General features: G+C 59.2%; 16 protein-coding genes and 1 pseudogene. 9 read left to right on the forward strand and 8 right to left on the reverse strand.

All coding sequences use genetic code 11. The features are described 5' to 3' along the window. The first annotated feature begins 113 nt into the window (after nucleotides 1-113). The 5 genes from ACYZTL_RS18065 (at nucleotide 114) to ACYZTL_RS18085 (ending at nucleotide 7903) form a co-directional block, all read left to right on the forward strand. Nucleotides 114-410 carry a pyrroloquinoline quinone biosynthesis protein PqqE gene (locus ACYZTL_RS18065; RefSeq protein ID WP_461952934.1) on the forward strand — a complete coding sequence of 99 codons (297 nt, stop codon included), beginning with the start codon at nucleotides 114-116 and terminating at the stop codon, nucleotides 408-410. Between the two features lie 277 nt (nucleotides 411-687). Then, nucleotides 688-2493, forward strand: coding sequence for a phenylacyl-CoA dehydrogenase (locus tag ACYZTL_RS18070; RefSeq protein WP_461952935.1), 1806 nt, complete (start codon nucleotides 688-690; stop codon nucleotides 2491-2493). Between the two features lie 199 nt (nucleotides 2494-2692). Further along, complete coding sequence (locus tag ACYZTL_RS18075; RefSeq protein WP_461952936.1) at nucleotides 2693-3979, forward strand: GGDEF domain-containing protein; 1287 nt, start codon at nucleotides 2693-2695, stop codon at nucleotides 3977-3979. Nucleotides 3980-4069: 90 nt separating this feature from the next. Beyond that, nucleotides 4070-5866 (forward strand): acyl-CoA dehydrogenase C-terminal domain-containing protein, encoded by a 1797-nt coding sequence (locus tag ACYZTL_RS18080; protein WP_461952937.1) that lies wholly within the window; start codon nucleotides 4070-4072, stop codon nucleotides 5864-5866. Nucleotides 5867-6124: 258 nt separating this feature from the next. Continuing rightward, a complete protein-coding gene (locus ACYZTL_RS18085; RefSeq protein ID WP_461952938.1) occupies nucleotides 6125-7903 on the forward strand; it encodes an acyl-CoA dehydrogenase C-terminal domain-containing protein in 1779 nt (592 codons plus the stop codon). A gap of 226 nt (nucleotides 7904-8129) precedes the next feature. Here ACYZTL_RS18085 and ACYZTL_RS18090 read toward each other — a convergent pair whose 3' ends face one another. Beyond that, nucleotides 8130-9050 (reverse strand): LysR family transcriptional regulator, encoded by a 921-nt coding sequence (locus ACYZTL_RS18090; RefSeq protein ID WP_461952939.1) that lies wholly within the window; start codon nucleotides 9048-9050, stop codon nucleotides 8130-8132. Between the two features lie 169 nt (nucleotides 9051-9219). Here ACYZTL_RS18090 and ACYZTL_RS18095 point away from each other — a divergent pair, with 169 nt between their 5' ends. From ACYZTL_RS18095 to ACYZTL_RS18110, 4 genes and pseudogenes are all read left to right on the forward strand, one after another. After that, on the forward strand, nucleotides 9220-10503 hold the full coding sequence (locus ACYZTL_RS18095) for an aspartate aminotransferase family protein (RefSeq protein WP_461952940.1): 1284 nt from the start codon (nucleotides 9220-9222) through the stop codon (nucleotides 10501-10503). A 254-nt stretch (nucleotides 10504-10757) separates the two neighbouring features. Then, nucleotides 10758-11122: pseudogene (locus ACYZTL_RS18100) on the forward strand (type II toxin-antitoxin system RelE/ParE family toxin). After that, nucleotides 11106-11426: a helix-turn-helix domain-containing protein gene (locus ACYZTL_RS18105; RefSeq protein ID WP_461952941.1), complete on the forward strand. Its 321-nt coding sequence runs from the start codon at nucleotides 11106-11108 to the stop codon at nucleotides 11424-11426. Before ACYZTL_RS18100 ends, ACYZTL_RS18105 begins: the two are co-directional and overlap by 17 nt. Nucleotides 11427-11510: 84 nt before the next feature. Then, the gene (locus ACYZTL_RS18110; protein ID WP_007904205.1) at nucleotides 11511-11669 is read left to right on the forward strand and encodes a YqaE/Pmp3 family membrane protein; all 159 of its coding nucleotides are present in this window, start codon (nucleotides 11511-11513) and stop codon (nucleotides 11667-11669) included. Between the two features lie 166 nt (nucleotides 11670-11835). Here the strand turns inward: ACYZTL_RS18110 and ACYZTL_RS18115 are convergent, their stop codons facing one another. From ACYZTL_RS18115 to pqqF, 7 genes are all read right to left on the reverse strand, one after another. Continuing rightward, nucleotides 11836-13650: a S9 family peptidase gene (locus ACYZTL_RS18115; RefSeq protein WP_461952942.1), complete on the reverse strand. Its 1815-nt coding sequence runs from the start codon at nucleotides 13648-13650 to the stop codon at nucleotides 11836-11838. Then, a complete protein-coding gene (pqqE, locus tag ACYZTL_RS18120; protein WP_461952943.1) occupies nucleotides 13616-14791 on the reverse strand; it encodes a pyrroloquinoline quinone biosynthesis protein PqqE in 1176 nt (391 codons plus the stop codon). The genes ACYZTL_RS18115 and pqqE overlap by 35 nt, the downstream gene beginning before the upstream one ends. Further along, complete coding sequence (pqqD, locus tag ACYZTL_RS18125) at nucleotides 14763-15038, reverse strand: pyrroloquinoline quinone biosynthesis peptide chaperone PqqD (RefSeq protein WP_008024193.1); 276 nt, start codon at nucleotides 15036-15038, stop codon at nucleotides 14763-14765. The genes pqqE and pqqD overlap by 29 nt, the downstream gene beginning before the upstream one ends. Continuing rightward, the gene (gene pqqC / locus ACYZTL_RS18130) at nucleotides 15035-15787 is read right to left on the reverse strand and encodes a pyrroloquinoline-quinone synthase PqqC (protein ID WP_461952944.1); all 753 of its coding nucleotides are present in this window, start codon (nucleotides 15785-15787) and stop codon (nucleotides 15035-15037) included. The genes pqqD and pqqC overlap by 4 nt, the downstream gene beginning before the upstream one ends. 127 nt (nucleotides 15788-15914) lie before the next feature. Next, nucleotides 15915-16826, reverse strand: coding sequence for a pyrroloquinoline quinone biosynthesis protein PqqB (pqqB, locus tag ACYZTL_RS18135; RefSeq protein ID WP_461952945.1), 912 nt, complete (start codon nucleotides 16824-16826; stop codon nucleotides 15915-15917). Between the two features lie 72 nt (nucleotides 16827-16898). Continuing rightward, a complete protein-coding gene (gene pqqA / locus ACYZTL_RS18140; protein WP_009045898.1) occupies nucleotides 16899-16973 on the reverse strand; it encodes a pyrroloquinoline quinone precursor peptide PqqA in 75 nt (24 codons plus the stop codon). 153 nt (nucleotides 16974-17126) lie between these two features. Then, nucleotides 17127-19553, reverse strand: a complete 2427-nt coding sequence (gene pqqF, locus ACYZTL_RS18145) for a pyrroloquinoline quinone biosynthesis protein PqqF (protein ID WP_461952946.1) — start codon at nucleotides 19551-19553, stop codon at nucleotides 17127-17129. Nucleotides 19554-19556: the final 3 nt, after the last annotated feature.

Below are 19556 nucleotides of genomic sequence, written 5' to 3' on the forward strand. Positions count from 1 at the left end.
GGCAGTGGTTTTAACTATGACAAGGCATTGTGCCATTAGTGTTTTTGTCGGGTGTTTTGCCCGTGCGTCTGCTTCAATGGCCGCTGTTGATCCTTCGTAGGACGAGTTCTCCCATGGAAATCTCAGGAAGTACCGCTTTTTACGCCGGTCTGAGCACTATTCAGACAGGGCAGAACCGTGTCGATCAGGCTTCTGGCCAGATCGCCAACAATACAATCGAACGCTCGGTCACCAGCCAGTCTTCCGAGGTTCAGGTTGATCGCCTGCGTTCGGTCGATCGCAGTCAGCAATCGGACCTGGCCAGCAATATGGTCGAGATGGCGCAAGGCAAGTTTCAGGTCGAGGCGGGCGTAGCAGTCGCCAAGGCTTCCGATAAAATGCTCGGCACGCTGATCGATACTTTCGCCTGATCATCCGCTTCATCAGCACTTCCAACGCCGCGACCTTTCGCGGCGTTTTTGTGCGTAAGTCCTTCTTCCCCAACTAAACTTTTTTATACGGCGTGTTGCCTGAGCAACGGCGCAGTGTTGCCGTGTGTCTGGCATTTGCGCGGTGCGATGACGAAAGGCAAAAGATCGACGCTTGACAAGATTTGGGCGTAAACGTATGTTTCAAACAACTGTTTGACCGTCATAACAAATCAATACGGTCGTTCATTCCCGGTTACATCAGCAGAGGTTTATCGCTATGCCTGACTACAAGGCCCCCTTGCGTGATATTCGCTTCGTTCGTGACGAACTGCTCGGCTACGAAGCGCATTATCAGAGCCTTCCGGCTTGCTCCGACGCAACTCCGGACATGGTTGACGCCATTCTCGAAGAAGGCGCCAAGTTTTGTGAGCAGGTGCTGGCTCCGCTGAACCGCGTGGGTGACATCGAAGGCTGCACCTGGAGCGAGTCCGGCGTTAAAACCCCGACCGGCTTCAAAGAAGCCTACAAGCAATTCGTTGAAGGCGGCTGGCCAAGCCTGGCCCACGACGTAGAACACGGCGGCCAGGGCCTGCCAGAGTCGCTGGGTCTGGCGGTCAGCGAAATGGTTGGCGAAGCCAACTGGTCGTGGGGCATGTACCCAGGCCTGTCCCATGGCGCGATGAACACCATCTCCGAGCACGGTACGCCGGAGCAGCAACACGCCTACCTGACCAAACTGGTCTCCGGCGAATGGACCGGCACCATGTGCCTGACCGAACCGCACTGCGGCACCGACCTGGGCATGCTGCGCACCAAGGCCGAACCTCAGGCTGACGGTTCCTACAAAGTCTCCGGCACCAAGATCTTCATCTCGGCCGGCGAACACGACATGGCCGACAACATCGTCCACATCGTGCTGGCCCGCCTGCCGGATGCACCGGCTGGCACCAAAGGCATCTCCCTGTTCATCGTTCCGAAATTCTTGCCGAATGAAGACGGTTCGATCGGTGCGCGCAACGCCGTGTCCTGCGGTTCCCTGGAACACAAAATGGGCATCCACGGTAACGCCACGTGCGTGATGAACTTCGACGCGGCCACCGGTTTCCTGATCGGCCAGGCGAACAAAGGCCTGAACTGCATGTTCACCTTCATGAACACCGCACGTCTGGGCACCGCGCTGCAAGGTCTGGCTCACGCAGAGATCGGCTTCCAGGGCGGCTTGAAATACGCTCGCGACCGTCTGCAAATGCGCTCCCTGACTGGCCCGAAAGCGCCGGAAAAAGCCGCTGACCCGATCATCGTGCACCCTGACGTACGCCGCATGCTGTTGACCATGAAAGCGTTCGCCGAAGGCAACCGCGCGATGGTTTACTTCACTGCCAAGCAAGTCGACATCGTCAAGTACGGCGTGGACGAAGAAGAGAAGAAGAAAGCCGACGCGCTGCTGGCGTTCATGACGCCAATCGCCAAAGCCTTCATGACCGAAGTCGGTTTCGAATCCGCTAACCACGGCGTGCAAATCTACGGCGGCCACGGCTTCATCGCCGAGTGGGGCATGGAGCAGAACGTTCGCGACAGCCGCATTTCGATGTTGTACGAAGGCACCACCGGCATCCAGGCACTCGACCTTCTGGGCCGTAAAGTGCTGATGACTCAAGGCGAGGCCCTGAAAGGCTTCACCAAGATCGTCCACAAATTCTGCCAGACCAACGAAGGCAACGAAGCCGTTCAGGAATTCGTCGCACCGCTGGCTGCGCTGAACAAAGAATGGGGCGAGCTGACCATGAAGGTCGGTATGGCCGCTATGAAAGACCGCGAAGAAGTCGGCGCGGCCTCCGTGGACTACCTGATGTACTCCGGTTACGCCTGCCTCGCCTACTTCTGGGCTGACATGGCGCGTCTGGCTGCCGAGAAACTGGCTGCCGGCACTACCGAAACGGCGTTCTACACCGCCAAGCTGCAGACGGCGCGCTTCTACTTCCAGCGCATCCTGCCGCGTACCCGCACGCACGTTGCAACCATGCTGTCGGGCGCCAACAACCTGATGGACATGAAAGAAGAAGACTTCGCACTGGGCTACTAAGTCCTGAGCTGTCGCTTCAGAAAGCCGCTGTTTCCTTCGGGAACAGCGGCTTTTTTGTGCGCGATTTCCGCGCATAAATATTCCTGACTAAAACGCTAAGAAGAACGACTTTGCTGCCGTTAAAGAGGATGGCGATGTGACATGCCGTTCATTGAGCGGGCACAATGCCATCTCAGTTTGCCGGGTCGGAGTTTTACCCTTGCCGCGTTCTTCCGCTGTACGGTTCAGTCATTTTCTACCGTCACTTCTGCTGTTGATTGCGGGGCTGGCGGCTGCCTACGTCAAGGATCTGAACGTCTTCTTCACGTCGCTGTTCAATGTGTTGCCGACCCTCGTTTTGTTGCTCGGCGGCGCTTACTGCGCGGTTTACCGACGTCAGCGCGAGCTGTTTCTGATGGTCACGGTGTACATCGCCTACTACCTGCTCGACACCCAGACCGATTATTACCGCGACAACGGCAAGGTGCGCGAAGACGCTGCCGTGGTCTTTCACCTGTGCTGTCTGTTGCTGCCGCTGATGTTCGGGGTGTTCGCGGCGTGGCAGGAACGCACCCATTTGTTCCAGGACATGGTCGCGCGCTTCGCGGTGTTGCTGGCCGTCGGTAGTGTGGCGTTGGGCCTGGAGCAAAGTTACCCACAGGCGTTGCTGATGTGGCTGTCGCAAATCCGCTGGCCCGCCCTGCATGGTGCCTGGATGAGTCTGATCCAGCTGTCATATCCGGTGTTCATCGCTTCGTTCCTGCTGCTGAGCTGGCAATACTGGCGTAACCCGAGACCGTTGCACGCCTCCCAACTGGTGGGTTTGCTTGGATTGTTCTGGGCGTTGCCGAAGACTTTCATCCTGCCGTTTACCCTCAACATCATGTGCAGTCAGGTGATGTTGATGATCGCCGCGGCGGTTGCCCATGAAGCCTATCAAATGGCCTTTCGCGATGAGTTGACCGGTCTGCCCGGTCGCCGCGCCTTGAACGAGCGCATGCAGCGCCTGGGGCGCAATTACGTCTTGGCCATGAGCGACGTCGACCACTTCAAGAAATTCAACGATACCCACGGCCACGATGTCGGCGATCAGGTGCTGCGACTGGTCGCCAGCAAACTGTCGAAAATCGGCGGTGGCGGTAGGGCTTATCGCTATGGGGGTGAGGAATTTGCACTGGTGTTCGCGGGCAAGACGCTCGAAGAGTGCATGCCGCACCTGGAAGTGATCCGTGAATCCATTGCGACCTACAACATTCATCTGCGTAATCAGGACAACCGGCCTCAGGACGACCAACAGGGTCGTCAGCGTCGTTCCGGTTCCGCGGCCTCGAGTGTATCGGTCACCGTCAGCATCGGTGTCGCCGAACGGGTGGACCAACGCAACCCCGAGAAAGTGCTCAAGTCCGCCGACGAAGCGCTCTACGCCGCCAAGGGGGCCGGACGAAACTGTGTGGTGGCTTACGGTCAGAACCGTCGTGGTGCGGTGCGCGAGGCGGCTGCGGGTTGAGTGATGATGGCGCATTCAGCGTCTGGACTGTGATTGTGAGGCGTGGTCGACGGCAGTAGGTTTAAGGAATCTGCTGCCGGAGAAATGACCATGCCCGAGTACAAAGCTCCCCTGCGCGACATGCGCTTTCTGATCGACCACGTCTTCGATTTTCACAGCAACTACGCGGCGCTGGGTGCCACCGAGGCCAGCCCGGACATGGTCAATGCGATCCTCGAAGAAGGTGCGAAATTCTGCGAGAACGTTCTTGCACCACTCAATCGCAGCGGCGACGAAGAAGGCTGCCATTTCGACAATGGCGTGGTGACGACGCCTACAGGCTTCAAGCAGGCGTTCGCACAATACGTTGAAGGCGGCTGGCATGGTCTGGCGGCCGATCCGGCCTATGGTGGCCAGGGTTTGCCCAGTTCACTGGGGCTGGTCATCAGCGAGATGGTCGGTTCCAGCAACACCTCCTGGGGCATGTACCCCGGCCTGACCCACGGAGCGATGTCGGCGATCCACGCTCACGGCACCGAAGAACAGAAAAACACCTACCTGAGCAAACTCACCGCTGGTCAATGGACGGGCACCATGTGCCTGACCGAAGCCCATTGCGGCACCGATCTGGGCATCATCAAGACCCGCGCCGTGCCTGCAGCGGATGGCAGTTTTGCGATCTCCGGCAGCAAGATTTTCATCTCCGCCGGCGAGCACGACATGAGCGACAACATCATTCACCTCGTGCTGGCGAAACTGCCGGATGCGCCTGCAGGAACCCGGGGCATTTCGCTGTTTATCGTTCCCAAATTCCTGCCCGATGCCGACGGTGAAGCGGGCGAGCGCAACGGCGTTTCCTGCGGCTCGATCGAACACAAAATGGGCATCAAGGCTTCGGCCACCTGCGTGCTGAACTTCGACGAGGCCAAGGGCTTTCTGATCGGTGAGCCGAACAAGGGCCTGAACTGCATGTTCACCATGATGAACCATGCGCGCCTCGGCACCGGGATGCAGGGTTTGTGTCTAGGAGAAGCGAGCTTTCAGGGTGCGATCAAATACGCCAACGACCGTTTGCAGATGCGCTCGCTGACCGGCCCGAAAGCACCGGAAAAAGCCGCCGACCCGATCATCGTTCACCCTGATGTGCGCCGGATGTTGCTGACCATGAAAGCCTTCAACGAAGGCAACCGTGCGCTGACGTACTTCACCGCGCAGTTGCTGGACGTTGCGCACCTCAGTCCGGATGAAATCGCGCGACAGGACGCCGAAGACCTGTTGGCTTTCCTGACGCCGATCTGCAAAGCCTTCATGACCGACACAGGGCTGGAAGTGACCAATCACGGCATGCAGGTGTTTGGTGGCCACGGTTTCATCCGTGAGTGGGGCATGGAGCAACTGGTTCGCGATTGCCGGATCGCACCGATCTACGAAGGCACCAACGGCATTCAGGCGCTGGATTTGCTCGGACGCAAAGTGCTCGGCAGCCAGGGCAAGCTGCTGCGCGGCTTCACTAAAATTGTTCACAAGTTTTGCGCTGCGAACGCCGGGCATCCGCAACTCGCCAGTTATGTGGCGAAACTCAACGGTTTGAATCAGCAGTGGGGCGAATTGACCACCCAGGTCGGCATGGCTGCGATGAAAAATCCGGACGAAGTCGGCGCCGCGTCAGTGGACTACCTGATGTATAGCGGTTACATCATCCTCGGCTATCTGTGGCTGCGCATGGCTTTGGTGGCTCAGGCGCAGTTGGATGCAGGCAGCGGCGATGCCGATTACTGCCGGGGCAAACTGGCGACCAGCGAGTTTTACTTCAAGCGCTTGCTGCCGCGCACCGCTGCTCATCGAGCGGCCATCGAAGCGGGAAGTGATTGCCTGATGAAGCTGCCGGCGGAGTTGTTTGCGCTCTGACCAATAGCGGAAAAGCTTCGCGGGCAAGCCTTGCTCATACAGGGCCGTCGTCGTATACACGTTGTGTGAACGACACAAACCCTGTGGGAGCGTGGCTTGCCCGCGAATGCGTTCTCGCAGACATAAAAACTCAATGACCAAAAATTACAAAACGGTCACGGCCTGACCCTATGTGTCACAAAAGTTCTTGGGTTACACTCGGCCCCCTACGAAACTTTCTTCCTACGATTCACCTGTAAAGATCCTGCGAGGTTTGCCATGGCTGACTACAAAGCGCCCCTGCGCGATATGCGCTTCGTCCTTAATGAAGTGTTCGAAGTCGCTAAACTCTGGGCCGAGTTGCCTGCACTGGCCGAGACTGTCGATGCGGAAACCGTTGAAGCCATTCTCGAAGAAGCCGGCAAGGTCACCGGCAAAAGCATCGCACCCCTGAACCGTGCAGCTGACGAAGAAGGTTGCCATTGGGCGGACGGTGCTGTCACCACGCCGGCAGGTTTCCCACAGGCTTATCAGACTTATGCCGAAGGCGGTTGGGTCGGCGTCGGTGGCGATCCGACCTACGGCGGCATGGGCATGCCCAAGGCGGTTTCGGCCCAGGTCGAAGAAATGGTCAACTCCGCGAACCTGTCGTTCGGTCTGTACCCGATGCTGACCGCCGGTGCTTGCCTGTCGATCAACGCACACGCCAGCGACGAGCTGAAAGCGGCCTACCTGCCGAACATGTACGCCGGCGTCTGGGCCGGTTCGATGTGCCTGACCGAGCCGCACGCCGGCACCGACTTGGGGATCATCCGCACCAAGGCCGAACCTCAGGCCGACGGTTCCTACAAAGTCAGCGGCACCAAGATTTTCATCACCGGCGGTGAACACGACCTGACCGAGAACATCATCCACCTGGTGCTGGCAAAACTGCCGGACGCGCCGGCGGGGCCGAAAGGCATTTCGTTGTTCCTGGTGCCGAAGTTCATGGTCAATGCCGATGGCAGCCTGGGCGCGCGCAACCCGGCGACTTGCGGTTCGATCGAGCACAAGATGGGCATCAAGGCGTCCGCGACCTGCGTGATGAACTTCGACGAAGCCGTGGGCTACCTGGTCGGCGAGCCGAACAAAGGCCTGGCGGCGATGTTCACGATGATGAACTACGAACGTCTGGGCGTCGGCATCCAGGGCCTGGCCTCCGGCGAGCGCTCTTACCAGAACGCCGTCGAGTACGCCCGCGACCGTCTGCAAAGCCGTTCGCCGACTGGCGCGCAGAACAAGGACAAAGTGGCTGACCCGATCATTGTCCACCCGGACGTGCGTCGCATGCTGCTGACCATGAAAGCCTCGAACGAAGGCGGTCGTGCGTTCTCGACGTACGTGGCCATGCAACTGGACACCGCCAAGTTCAGCGAAGACGCAGCCACCCGCAAGCGTGCGGAAGACCTGGTGGCGCTGCTGACCCCGGTAGCCAAGGCGTTCCTGACTGACCTCGGTCTGGAAACCACCATTCATGGCCAGCAGGTTTTCGGCGGCCACGGTTACATCCGTGAATGGGGCCAGGAACAACTGGTTCGCGACGTGCGCATCACCCAGATCTACGAAGGCACCAACGGCATTCAGGCGCTGGACCTTGTAGGACGCAAGATCGTCGGCAGCGGCGGGGCGTTCTACAACCTGTTCGCCGACGAGATTCGCCACTTCACCGCGACTGCCAGCGCTGACCTGGCTGAGTTCACCAAGCCGCTGAACGATGCCGTGACCACCCTTGACGAATTGACCGCATGGTTGCTGGATCGGGCGAAAAACAACCCGAGCGAAATCGGCGCGGCCTCGGTCGAGTACCTGCAAACCTTCGGTTACGTGGCTTACGCTTATATGTGGGCACTGATGGCCAAGGCGGCCTTGGGCAAAGAAGCGCAGGACGATTTCTACGCAAGCAAGCTGGGCACTGCGCGGTTCTATTTCGCACGCCTGCTGCCGCGTATTCATTCGCTGAGCGCGTCGGTGAAGGCCGGTAGCGAATCGCTGTTCCTGCTGGACGCAGCGCAGTTCTGACAATGTAACGTCATGTAAGCATTCTCCTACATGACGTGCTGCTGTTCTCCCATGGATGAAGATTGGATCCACCGCTAATCTACTTCTCATGGACGTCGCGCAGGAAGCGCAAAGCAACAACACGGACACGTAGGATTCTGCCAGGACGGCGGAGTGAAATGGATGTCAGGGAAACAGTCTGCAAAGCCCCGCTTCGGCGGGGTTTTCTTTGTCCGCAAAAAAGTAATCAGCTCAGCCCATTCAGGGGCGTCGAGCGCTCATCCGGTCCGTTCATCACTTCTTCCAGCAAGGTTCGCAATAAGGCCAGCGAGGCTTGTTGCCGCTGCACATCCCGACACACCAACCCGACTTTCAGCGGCACCCGCGGTTCGGTCAGCGGTTTCCAGAGCAGTTCACGGTTGCCGAGCGCTTTTTGCGAGCGGCCCGGAAGCACGGTTGCCAGCCGGGTGTGGGGCAGACTGTCGAGAATCCCCGCCATATTGTTCAGTTCCGCCTGCACCTGCGGTCGCCGCCCCTGGTTGGCCAGTTGCGTCTGCCAGATCTGCCGCACCTGAAACTCTTCACCCAGCAGCAACATTGGCAACTCGGCAGCCTGACTCATGGAGACTTTCTTGAATTCGCGCAACGGGTGATCCGCCGGGATGACGAGCGTCAGTTCATCTTCGTACAGCATCACGCCGTGCAACCCCGGCTGGCGGGGCGGCAGGTAACTGATGCCGATGTCCAGAGAGCCGTTAAGCAGCCGCCGCTCGATCTCCAACCCGGTCAGTTCATAGATCTGCACCACCAAGTGCGGCTGCGCCTTGCGCACGCGCTCGAGCATTTGTGGCACGAGACTGGTGTGGACGGTTTGCAATACGCCAATGGCCAGCGTTCGAAGCGCTTGCCCCTTGAAGTTACCCAGCGCTTCACGCGCCCGTTGCAAGCCATCGAGCAATGGCAGGGCGTGGTTGTACAGCGTGTGGGCCGCCAAGGTGGGAAGCAGACGTTTGCTACTGCGTTCGAAGAGGCTGACATCAAGGTTTTGTTCGAGGTGGCGGATCTGTTGGGACAGTGCCGGCTGAGAGATTGAAAGTCGCTCGGCAGCCCGGCCCACATGGCCTTCTTCGTAGACCGCGACGAAATAACGCAGTTGTTTGAAATCCATAAGATTTGCTTATCGAAAATGCTGAGAAATCGAAATGGCCCGAGGCCTTGCCTAAGCCTAGTCTAACGGCATTCACAAGGCTTACAGGGCCATAGAGCGCGATGAATACTGTTTATGCTGAGGTTGTTTACATAGGTAAGCCAAAAAACCTAAAACGAGGTTTTTTCGGATGAATCTGTTCAATTTACGGCGTAGCGCTCCCAGCCTTGATGACTTGGCCGCGGACAATTTCCTGCCGTCCAGAAGTGACAATCTTTCCAGCGAGTGCCTGATGCCCAGTGTCGAGCGGCCGAAACAGATTTTTGTGCGCGGCCAAGGCTCCTGGTTGTGGGACAGCGATGACCGTGCCTATCTGGATTTTTCCCAAGGTGGCGGGGCCAATAGCCTCGGACATAGCCCTTCTGTACTGGTCAATGCGATTACGGCGCAGGCTCAATCGCTGATCAACCCCGGTTTCGGCTTGCATAACCGTGGCATGCTCAACCTCGCCGAGCGGCTCTGCGTCAGCACCGGCAGCGATCAGGCGTACCTGCTCAACAGTGGCAGCGAAGCCTGTGAAGCGGCGATCAAACTGGCGCGCAAATGGGGGCAGCGGTATCGCGGCGGTGCTTCGCGGATCATCGTGGCCAAAAAGGGTTGTCATGGTCGTAGTCTCGGGACGATTCCGGCGTCCGACAGTTCCAATCTGGCCAATCGCTTCGAACCGCAGCTACCCGGTTTCAGCCACGTGCCGTTCAACGATCTTGCAGCCTTGCATGCAGCGGTTGATGCCCGGACCGTGGCAATCATGCTCGAACCGATCCAGAACGAAGCCGGGGTAATCCCCGCCACCGAGCATTACCTCAAGGGCGTTGAACGCCTGTGCCGTGAGCTCGGCATTTTGTTGATCTTCGACGAAGTGCAGACCGGTGTCGGTCGCCTCGGGACATTGCTCGCGGAACAATCCTACGGCGTGCGAGCCGATATCGTCGTCCTCGGCAAAGGGCTGGGCGGTGGCGTGCCATTGGCGGCGCTGCTGGCGCGGGGCAAGGCCTGCTGTTTCGACCTCGGTGAACTGACGGGCACCCACCATGGCAATACGCTGATGACCGCTGCCGGCCTTGCGGTGTTCGATAGTGTGCAGGACAAGGGTTTCCTCGAGCATGTCCGGGAAACCGGTCAGCACCTTCGCGAAGGCCTCGCGCGTCTGACTCATCGCTATGGGCACGGTGAATTACGCGGGAAGGGACTGTTCTGGGGGCTTACCCTGTCCGACGATTCGGCTGACGCCGTCGTCAAAGCAGCGATGCACGAAGGGCTGCTGCTCGACGCCCCGCAAGCCGATTGCCTGCGTTTCACCCCGGCGCTCACCGTCAGCAAGGCCAACATCGACGAAATGCTTTTACGCCTGGCCCGCGCCTTTTCCCGAGTACGCACCGCACAGCTGCAATGCCGCAAAGGGATTGCCGTCTGATCAGACCCGCCCTACACGAATTCCCGAACCGTCTCGCGGTATAACGCATCGCCCCACGTTTGATTCTTTTGACGTGGGGTGTTTTTTTGTCTCTGCGTTTTGCCAGATTCCAATCGGAGCTTGAGCGATAGCGGGATCAATGGCTTTTTAGAGGAAGTCGGCAAGGAGTGCCGATGCCCGCGAAACGACATTGTCGTGGGGCTGGTTTTGATTTCTATACCACTGAGTGGTATGTTTTTGTGGAAGGGATGCCGATGTCACCCAGGTTATTCAAGACAAAGCGTTTTGCGGTGCAGGCTGGTAAGGCCTGGATTTGTGATGATGAGCTTCGTGAGGCGTTCACCGAAATGCTCAATGGCCAGGCTGAAAGTCTGGGCGGCGGGGTCTGGAAGAAGCGTCTGAATGCCAATCGACACCGCTCGATTGTCGCGGCCAAAGGCGGTCGATACTGGGTTTATCAGTTTCTGTACGCCAAGAAAGATCAAAGCAATATCAGTCCGGCTGATCTGATCGGCTTTCGGAAAGTGGCGAAGACCTACGAAAGGCTGACAGATTTGGAAGTCCAGCACCTACTGGATACGAGGGAGTTTTTGGAGATATTCATGAGCAAGAAATTTAAAAGTGAAGCCTTGGAGTCGGTACACGAATCCGCCAGCGCCTTGTATGCCATCGGCGCAATCAGCAAGGCAACCATGCGCGAGTTCGATGAGTCATGCCTTGCGACGGTGCCGGACGCGATCCCCGCGGAGCAGATCAAAGCGCTGCGCGAGCGCAATAACGTGAGTCAGCCGGTATTTGCACGTTATCTGAACACCAGCGCGTCAACGGTCAAACAGTGGGAAGCAGGGGACAAACATCCCAGTGGCATGGCGCTGAAGTTGTTGAGCATCGTGCAGAAACACGGTCTGGAGATACTGGCCTGAAAAACCGCACTGAACCCTGACGAACGGTGTTGGTCGATTAGCAGTAAGGTTCACACGAGCCCACTTCACATTAGGAGCTGACCCATGGACTTCATTCGCATCATCATCGCCATTCTGTTGCCGCCACTGGGTGTGTTTCTGCAAGTCGGTTTCGCCGGCGCGTTCTGGCTGAATATTCTGCTGACGCTGTGCGGTTACATCCCGGGGATCGTGCATGCGGTGTACATCATTGCCAAGCGCTGAGTTTCGCGTCGCAAGATAGATCGCTTTCGTCGGAACGCCGCCCGGAGCAAGCCCGCTCCCACATTTGATCTTCAGTGAACACACAAACTGTGAACACCAAAGATCAAATGTGGGAGCGGGCTTGCTCGCGAATGAGGCGCCGCAACTTCTGCACGGAGCGCCGACCTTAGTCCGCCAACGCCATCACCCGCCGATAAAACAACCACTCCTGCTCCAGCGCATGGGCCTGATTGCCGGCCTTGCGAAAGCCGTGACGTTCGTCCGCGTAATAATGCGCCTCAACTAGAATGCCGTTTTTCTGCAGCGCCTCGACCATGTCGCGGGTCTGCTGTGGCACGACGACGGCGTCGAGTTCACCCTGAAAGAAAATCACCGGCACGCTGATGTTGCTCGCATGCAGCAGTGGCGTGCGTGCGGCGTAGCGTTCGGCGTCTTTGACAGGATCGCCAATCAGCCAATCCAGATAATCGCCTTCGAACTTGTGTGTCGCGCGGCCCAGGGCAACGGGATCGCTGACGCCGTAAAGGCTGGCGCCAGCGCAGAAGCCCCCCTTGAACGCCAACGCGCACAGCGTGGTGTAGCCGCCGGCGCTGCCACCGCGAATAAACGCCTTGTCGCCATCGATCAACCCGCGTTCGGCGAGGTGGGTGACCACCGCGCAGGCATCTACCACATCCACTTCCCCCCAACTCAAATGCAGCGCTTGGCGATACGCCCGACCGTAGCCGCTGCTGCCACGGTAGTTGAGGTCGGCCACGGCAAAGCCGCGTTGCGCCCAGTACTGGATGCGCGGATCGAGCATCGGGTAGCACGCCGACGTCGGGCCACCGTGAATGAATACCACCAGTGGCGGTTTCGCGTCGCCAGTCATCGCCGGATAGAAGAAGCCGTGAGCCTCGCCTGCACCGCTCGGGTAGCGCAGGGTTTGCGGGACGCTGATTTGCTCGGCGGGCAACGGTGCCATTCCCCCGGCCAACACCTTGACCTGTCGGGTTTTGCGGTCGATGGCGATCACGGCGGACGAACTGACCGGCGAGGCGGCGATGCAGTAGATGAATTGTTCATCCAGTGCGAGATGTCGGAAACGGCTGTAGTCCCCGGTGAAATCTTCAAGGGTGTCACCGCACAGTCCCAGTCGGCCGAATCCGCCTTCCGTCCAACTCGCCAGGTAATTGTTTTCACTGAGGGGCAGCCAGGTGCAACCACCCAACTGCCAGGGCGCTGGCCCATGGTCCGCCGCGGCGCTGGGTAAAGGATTCAGCCCTTCTGAAGATTCCACCCACGGCTGCCAGTAGCCGCCACGATCCGTCAGACAATACAGGCGACCGCTGTCATCGAATCGCGGCTGCTGCAGCGACTCCTGAACACCATCGCCGGCCACACAGCGTGCTTGAGCGCCCTGGCGGTCTGCAACCATCAGGCGAGTCGCGGTCCATGGCTGGTCCGGGCGGCTCCATTCGATCCAGGCTAACCGTTGAGCGTCCGGGCTCAACGTCGGCGCGGCATAAAAGTCCGCCCCTTCGGCCAGCAGATGACGCGCGCCGTCCGCCAGATCTATGGCCACCAGACGATGCCGATCTCGATACTCTTCAACCGCCAGAACCTGTCCGTTGGCAAACTGCAGGTCGCCATAGCGGCATTCGCCGGATGTCAGCACTTCTGGCGTTTCGCCCTTCGGCGATTGGCGATACAGCTGCTGATCCGCCTCGTTGACGAAAACGATCCCGTCATCTGTCAGGCAAAACGCCCCACCGCCATATTCGTACACCCGACTGCGCACACTGAAACCCGCTGGCGTCAGGCAACGTGCCTGGCCGTCACGCCAATGCCAGATGCGGCAAGCGGCATCCTCGGGGCGGTATTCGTTCCAGAACAAGCCATGCTGGCCAACCTGCAATTCGGCGAAGTCGACACCGGCAGCGACGGCCTTGGCGGCGCTGAAGAGGTCAGCTTTTGGCGATGAGTCGTGAGTTTCGTTCATTGCGAAAGGCCAGTTGTTGGATGGTCTGGGTCGCGTGCCCGGCTTCTTCGCGGGCCTTGAGGATCACGCCGTGATGTTCCGATTTGCTGCACACCGGGTCGGCGTTGCTGGCGTCCCCCGTGAGCATGAACGCCTGGCAGCGGCAGCCGCCGAAGTCCTTTTCTTTCTTGTCGCAGGAGCGGCACGGCTCGGGCATCCAGTCGTAGCCGCGGAAGCGGTTGAAGCCGAATGAGTCGTACCAGATGTGCTGCATGCTGTGGTCGCGCACATTGGGAAACTGCACTGGCATCTGTCGGGCGCCGTGACAGGGCAGGGCGGTTCCGTCCGGGGTCACTGTCAGAAAAATACTGCCCCAGCCATTCATGCAGGCTTTCGGGCGTTCTTCGTAGTAGTCCGGGGTGACGAAAATCAGCTTGCACGGATGCCCTTCGGCGGCAAGTTTTGCGCGGTATTCATTGGTGATGCGTTCGGCGTGGACCAGTTGTTCCCTGGTCGGCAGCAGACCGACTCGATTGAGCTGCGCCCAGCCGTAAAACTGGCAGGTGGCGAGTTCGACGAAGTCCGCCTCAAGGGCGATGCACAGCTCGATGATCCGGTCGATTTTGTCGATGTTGTGCCGATGGGTGACAAAATTCAGCACCATCGGATAACTGTGTGCCTTCACCGCGCGCGCCATCTCGAGCTTCTGCGCGAAGGCTTTTTTCGAGCCGGCCAGCAAGTTGTTCACCTGCTCGTCGCTGGCCTGGAAGCTGATCTGGATGTGGTCCAGACCGGCTTTCTTGAAGTCGCTGATTTTCTGCTCGGTGAGGCCGATGCCGGAGGTGATCAGGTTGGTGTAGAAACCCAACTTGCGCGCCTCGGCAATCAGTTCGGCGAGATCCTGGCGCACCAGCGGCTCGCCGCCGGAAAAGCCCAGCTGCGCTGCACCCATTTCCCGCGCTTCGCGAAACACCTTGATCCACTGTTCGGTGCTCAGCTCTTTGCCCTGCTCGGCGAAGTCCAGCGGATTTGAACAGTAGGGGCATTGCAGCGGGCAGCGATAGGTTAGCTCGGCCAGCAGCCACAGGGGCAGGCCGACTTCCGGTTTGGGCGGTAACTTGTCTGACACGGAATCAGGCAAGTTCGATCCAGTGCTGAGCACGGGCAACCTCCATGAATTGCTCGATGTCATCACCGAGCTCCGGCACGCCGGGGAACTGCGCGTCCAGTTCGGCGATGATCGCCGCGACGTCCCGCTCACCGTCGATCAACCCGCCGATCAGCGCCGCGCTTTCATTGAGTTTGATCATGCCTTCCGGGTAGAGCAGCACGTGGCCTTTCTGCGCCGGTTCGTACTGAAAGCGATAGCCGGGACGCCAGGTCGGGGTCTTGCTGCGATCGAAACTCATAAGGGGATTCCTTTATGCCAGACCCGTTGTTCGGTCACGCTGTGATACGGCGGGCGTTTCAGTTCGTAGGCCATGCTCATGGCATCGAGCATGCTCCAAAGAATGTCCAGTTTGAACTGGAGAATTTCCAGCATGCGCTCCTGGCCTTCCCGCGTCGTGTAGTGCTGCAGCGTGATCGCCAGACCGTGTTCCACATCGCGTCGCGCCTGGCCCAGACGGGTGCGGAAATACTCATAACCGGCCGGGTCGATCCACGGGTAATGCTGCGGCCAGCTGTCGAGGCGCGACTGGTGGATCTGCGGCGCGAACAGTTCGGTCAGCGAGCTGCTGGCGGCTTCCTGCCAACTGGCCCGGCGGGCGAAGTTGACGTAGGCGTCCACGGCGAAACGTACGCCGGGCAGCACCAGTTCCTGTGAGCGCAGTTGGTCTGGATCGAGGCCGACCGCCTGGCCCAAACGCAGCCAGGCTTCGATACCGCCGTCTTCACCGGGGGCGCCGTCATGGTCCAACAGGCGTTGAATCCACTCGCGGCGGATCTCGCGGTCCGGGCAATTGGCCAGGATGGCAGCGTCCTTCAGAGGAATGTTCACCTGGTAGTAGAAGCGGTTGGCGACCCAGCCCTGGATCTGCTCGCGGGTCGCCCGGCCTTCATACATCGCCACGTGGTACGGGTGATGGATGTGGTAGTAGGCGCCCTTGGCGCGCAGGGCGGCTTCGAATTCGGCGGGGGACATTGGGGTGTCAGTCATTGCGGTTCTCCGGGGAACAACCGGTGGATTCTGTGGTGTCTGGTCTGACGCCTTCGCGGGCAAGCCCGCTCCCACAGGTGATCGCATTTCAATGTGGGAGCGGGCTTGCCCGCGAAGAGGCCATCCGCTACAGCACAATACTCATGCCGTCATACGCCACTTCAACATCCCGCCGAACCAGCTCGGCACGCTCCGGCGAATCTTCATCAAGGATCGGGTTGGTGTTGTTGATGTGGATAAGCACCTTGCGTTGATTGGGCAGTTGCTCCAGCACTTCCAGCATGCCGCCGGGGCCGTTTTGCGCCAGGTGACCCATTTCCCGGCCGGTGCGGGTGCCGACGCCACGGCGCTGCATTTCGTCGTCGTCCCACATTGTGCCGTCTACCAGCAGGCAGTCGCTGCCGGCCATGATTTCCAGCAGTGGCGCGTCGACCTTGCCCAGGCCCGGCGCGTAGAACAGCTTGCCGCCGGTGTTCAGGTCTTCCACGATCAGTCCGATATTGTCCCCCGGATGCGGGTCGAAGCGGTGCGGCGAGTAAGGCGGCGCCGCGCTGCGCAGCGGCAACGGGGTGAAACGCAGACTCGGACACGCCGGGATGGTGAAGCTGCGGTCGAGTTCGATGCGGTTCCAGTTCAGCCCGTCGTTCCAGTGGGTCAGCATGGTGAACAACGGGAAACCGGTGCTCAGGTCTTCATGGACCATGTCGGTGCACCAGACATTGTGCGGGCAACCTTCGCGCAGGCTGAGCAGGCCGGTGGTGTGATCGATCTGGCTGTCCATCAGGATGATCGCGCTGATGCCGGTATCGCGCAGGGCGCGGCCCGGTTGCATCGGGGTAAAACTCTGGAGCTGGGCACGGATGTCCGGCGAGGCGTTGCACAGCACCCAGTTCACGCCGTCATCGGAAATTGCGATGGATGACTGGGTACGGGCCTCGGCATTCAGGCTCCCGTCGCGAAAACCTGCGCAGTTCACGCAGTTGCAGTTCCACTGGGGGAAACCGCCGCCGGCGGCGGAACCTAGAATCTGGACAAGCATGGGTGCTCCATCATTCCAGCGCTGAAAATAAAAACGCCTCGGTAAACCGAGGCGCTGAGCGGCAGGACAAACTTAGCGGCTCGCGAAGTACATGGTGACTTCAAAGCCGATACGCAGGTCGGTGTAAGCAGGTTTGGACCAGGACATGAGAGCGCTCCTTCAGGAAATGAAACAGGTGAGACCTATACATATAGTCCACCTCCAGCCGGAGATGTTCAGATAGTCAGGTGGCTATGTTGCTCAAAATGACTGAGCGAAAGGCCTGCATTCTCGGAAAGCTAATTGCACCGCCGGTAATGATTATTTTGTCACTTGCCAAGGCGTTTCCGGCACTGAACTGCTGGCCAGGCAGCGCCAGCCACCTTCGGCGTTGTTCAATCGATGGGCGGCGGCGATCAGGGCGGAGCGGTCGATGGCCAGAATCGACAAGCTCAGTCGCGTCAGATAATCCGACGAGCGGCCAGCCAATTTGCCCTGCCAGAGCAGTTCGGCAGCCTGGGCGAAAGGCAATGCAGTTATTTCGAATTGATCCGCCAACGCTTGGCGCTGGGCGATAAACGTCGTTTCGTCGATACCGTCGATCATCTCGGGCAATTCGCTCAGGAATCGTTCGATGTGCTCCAGCAAACTCAAGGGGGCGGTGCTCGGAGATTGCACGCCGAATAACATCCCGGTCTGCCCATGGATCTGGCGCAGTGCGTTGAACAGCGCATAACCCAATTGCAGCTCAACCCGCAGGCGATGATAGAACGGCGTCTGACAGACGTGCGCCAGCACGCGCCAGGCGGCTTCGTCGGAGATGTCCTGGGTGGCTGTCGGACAGAACAGCAACAACGCGTGTTCGCTGGATTCGGTGTCGAGCGTTGTCCACAGGCGCTGTGAGTTGATCGAGGATGGCGGGGACGGTTGGGTGTCCGCCACGCCGGGCACCCGGCTCAGGGCCAAACCCATCGCTGCTTGGGTCTGTGCCGACAGGCCAGTGGCCAGGCCTTCCCAGCGCGCACTCGACCATAACTGCTGCAAGTCATCAGTGATACCGGTGTGCTCAAGGCAATGATCGGGCAGCGCCTTGAGCAGTTGTTTAATCGGGATCAGCGCAGTGCTTTTCACTTCTTCCTGTGAGAAACCGCTGTCAGGTTTTGTCAGTTCTTTCAGCGCATGTTCGAGGACGGTCGGCATCGGTTCTTGCAGCCCCGTCATTTTCAGCAGCCATTCATTTCCCGATGCGCTGAAGGAAAAGTCGACGCCCGCCTGACGCGCATCTTCGCGCAGTGGCTGCAGGCTGTTTTCCAAGCGCTGCTGAAGGCGGGAATGAGGTTCGGCCTCGAGCCGCCAGCGCAAGTAAATCGAGCCTTCAGCGATGTTATCCAGCAAGGCCTGGCTGAATTGCATTGGAGAGTTTTCGCGACGGCTGCGCGAACGGTCCTGGGCAAATGTTCGCAGGCCGCGGTGCTTGCTGGTTTGCCCGCGAATCAGTCCGGCATTTTGGGGCGGTGCCTCGGCGCGCAAGAACGGATTCGGTGCCGGCAGTTGCCATTCACCGCTGAAGTTATCCACAGCGCCGATTTTCTTCAGGATGTCCTTGAGCGCTACAACGCCTTGCTCGGATAACCCGGTTTCAAGCTGTTCGCTGTCGAGTCGGGCGAGTTGCAGCGCATCGCTGACTTGTTGCTGGCGCTGGAGCAGGGCAGCGTATTCATCACGCAGACGGGGCCAGTCTTGCTGAGAGGTAAAAAAGCCCAGCCAATCCAGGAGCTTCTCGCGCAGGACGCTCGCCGGTGCGGTCGTTGTGAATTCGATGTGCAGCATCGCTTGTCCGGCAAACTGATACAGCGTTTCGGCTTTCAAATGCTCAGTCAAAGCGCACGCGCGCAACTCAGCCAACAGCCCGCCGGGTTTCGCGACGTTCAACCAATGGCACAGAAACGCCAATGCTTCGGTCGACGAAGGGGGCAGCGATTCGAAGGTAAACAGCAGATCAAGCCGACGCTCGCTCACCTGTTGATAACTTGCGTCCGAAGATTCCATCAGCGGTACAGGCGCCTGTTGCGGGACGTTTTCTCCCATGGGAATCGCGGCGCCGAAACTCAGCGCCATTTGCTTCAGCTCTTCAATACTTTGCGGGCCGGCCAGGCTCAGCGTCATCTGCCCGGTCTGATAAAACCGCTGATGGAAATCCTTCAGCGCTTGCTGAAAATCCGGTTGTTGCACCGGCAGGCTGTCACGGTTGCCGGCATGAAAGCCGCGCAACGGATGAGTCGGCGAAAGTCCATCGAACAGCGCCAGTTGCTGTTGCGCTGTCGCGTCCTGCGACCAGGCGACAAACTCCGCCTGCAACACTTCCCGTTCCCGCTGCTGATCGTCCGGATTCATACGCGGATGAGCGAGCATGTCTGACAGACGCTCCAGCCCACCGCTGAACGCCTGAGGTGGCAACTCAAAAAAGAAGTCCGTGTTGCGTTCGCTGGTCCGTGCATTCACCTGCCCGCCATGACCTTGAACGTAGGCCATCAACCCTTGTTCTGCAGGAAAACGTTCAGTGCCCAAAAACAGCAGGTGTTCGAGGAAATGCGCCAGGCCGGGCCATGCCAGCGGTACATCGTGACTGCCCACAACAACCCGCAACGCGGCCGCGCAGCGCTTCAAATTCGGGGCATGACGCAGCGTTACCCGCAGGCCGTTGGCCAGGGTTTCAGTGTGGGGGCGGGGGGGATTCAACGCAGGCATGAG

Source organism: Pseudomonas sp. LB3P81 (assembly GCF_054897965.1).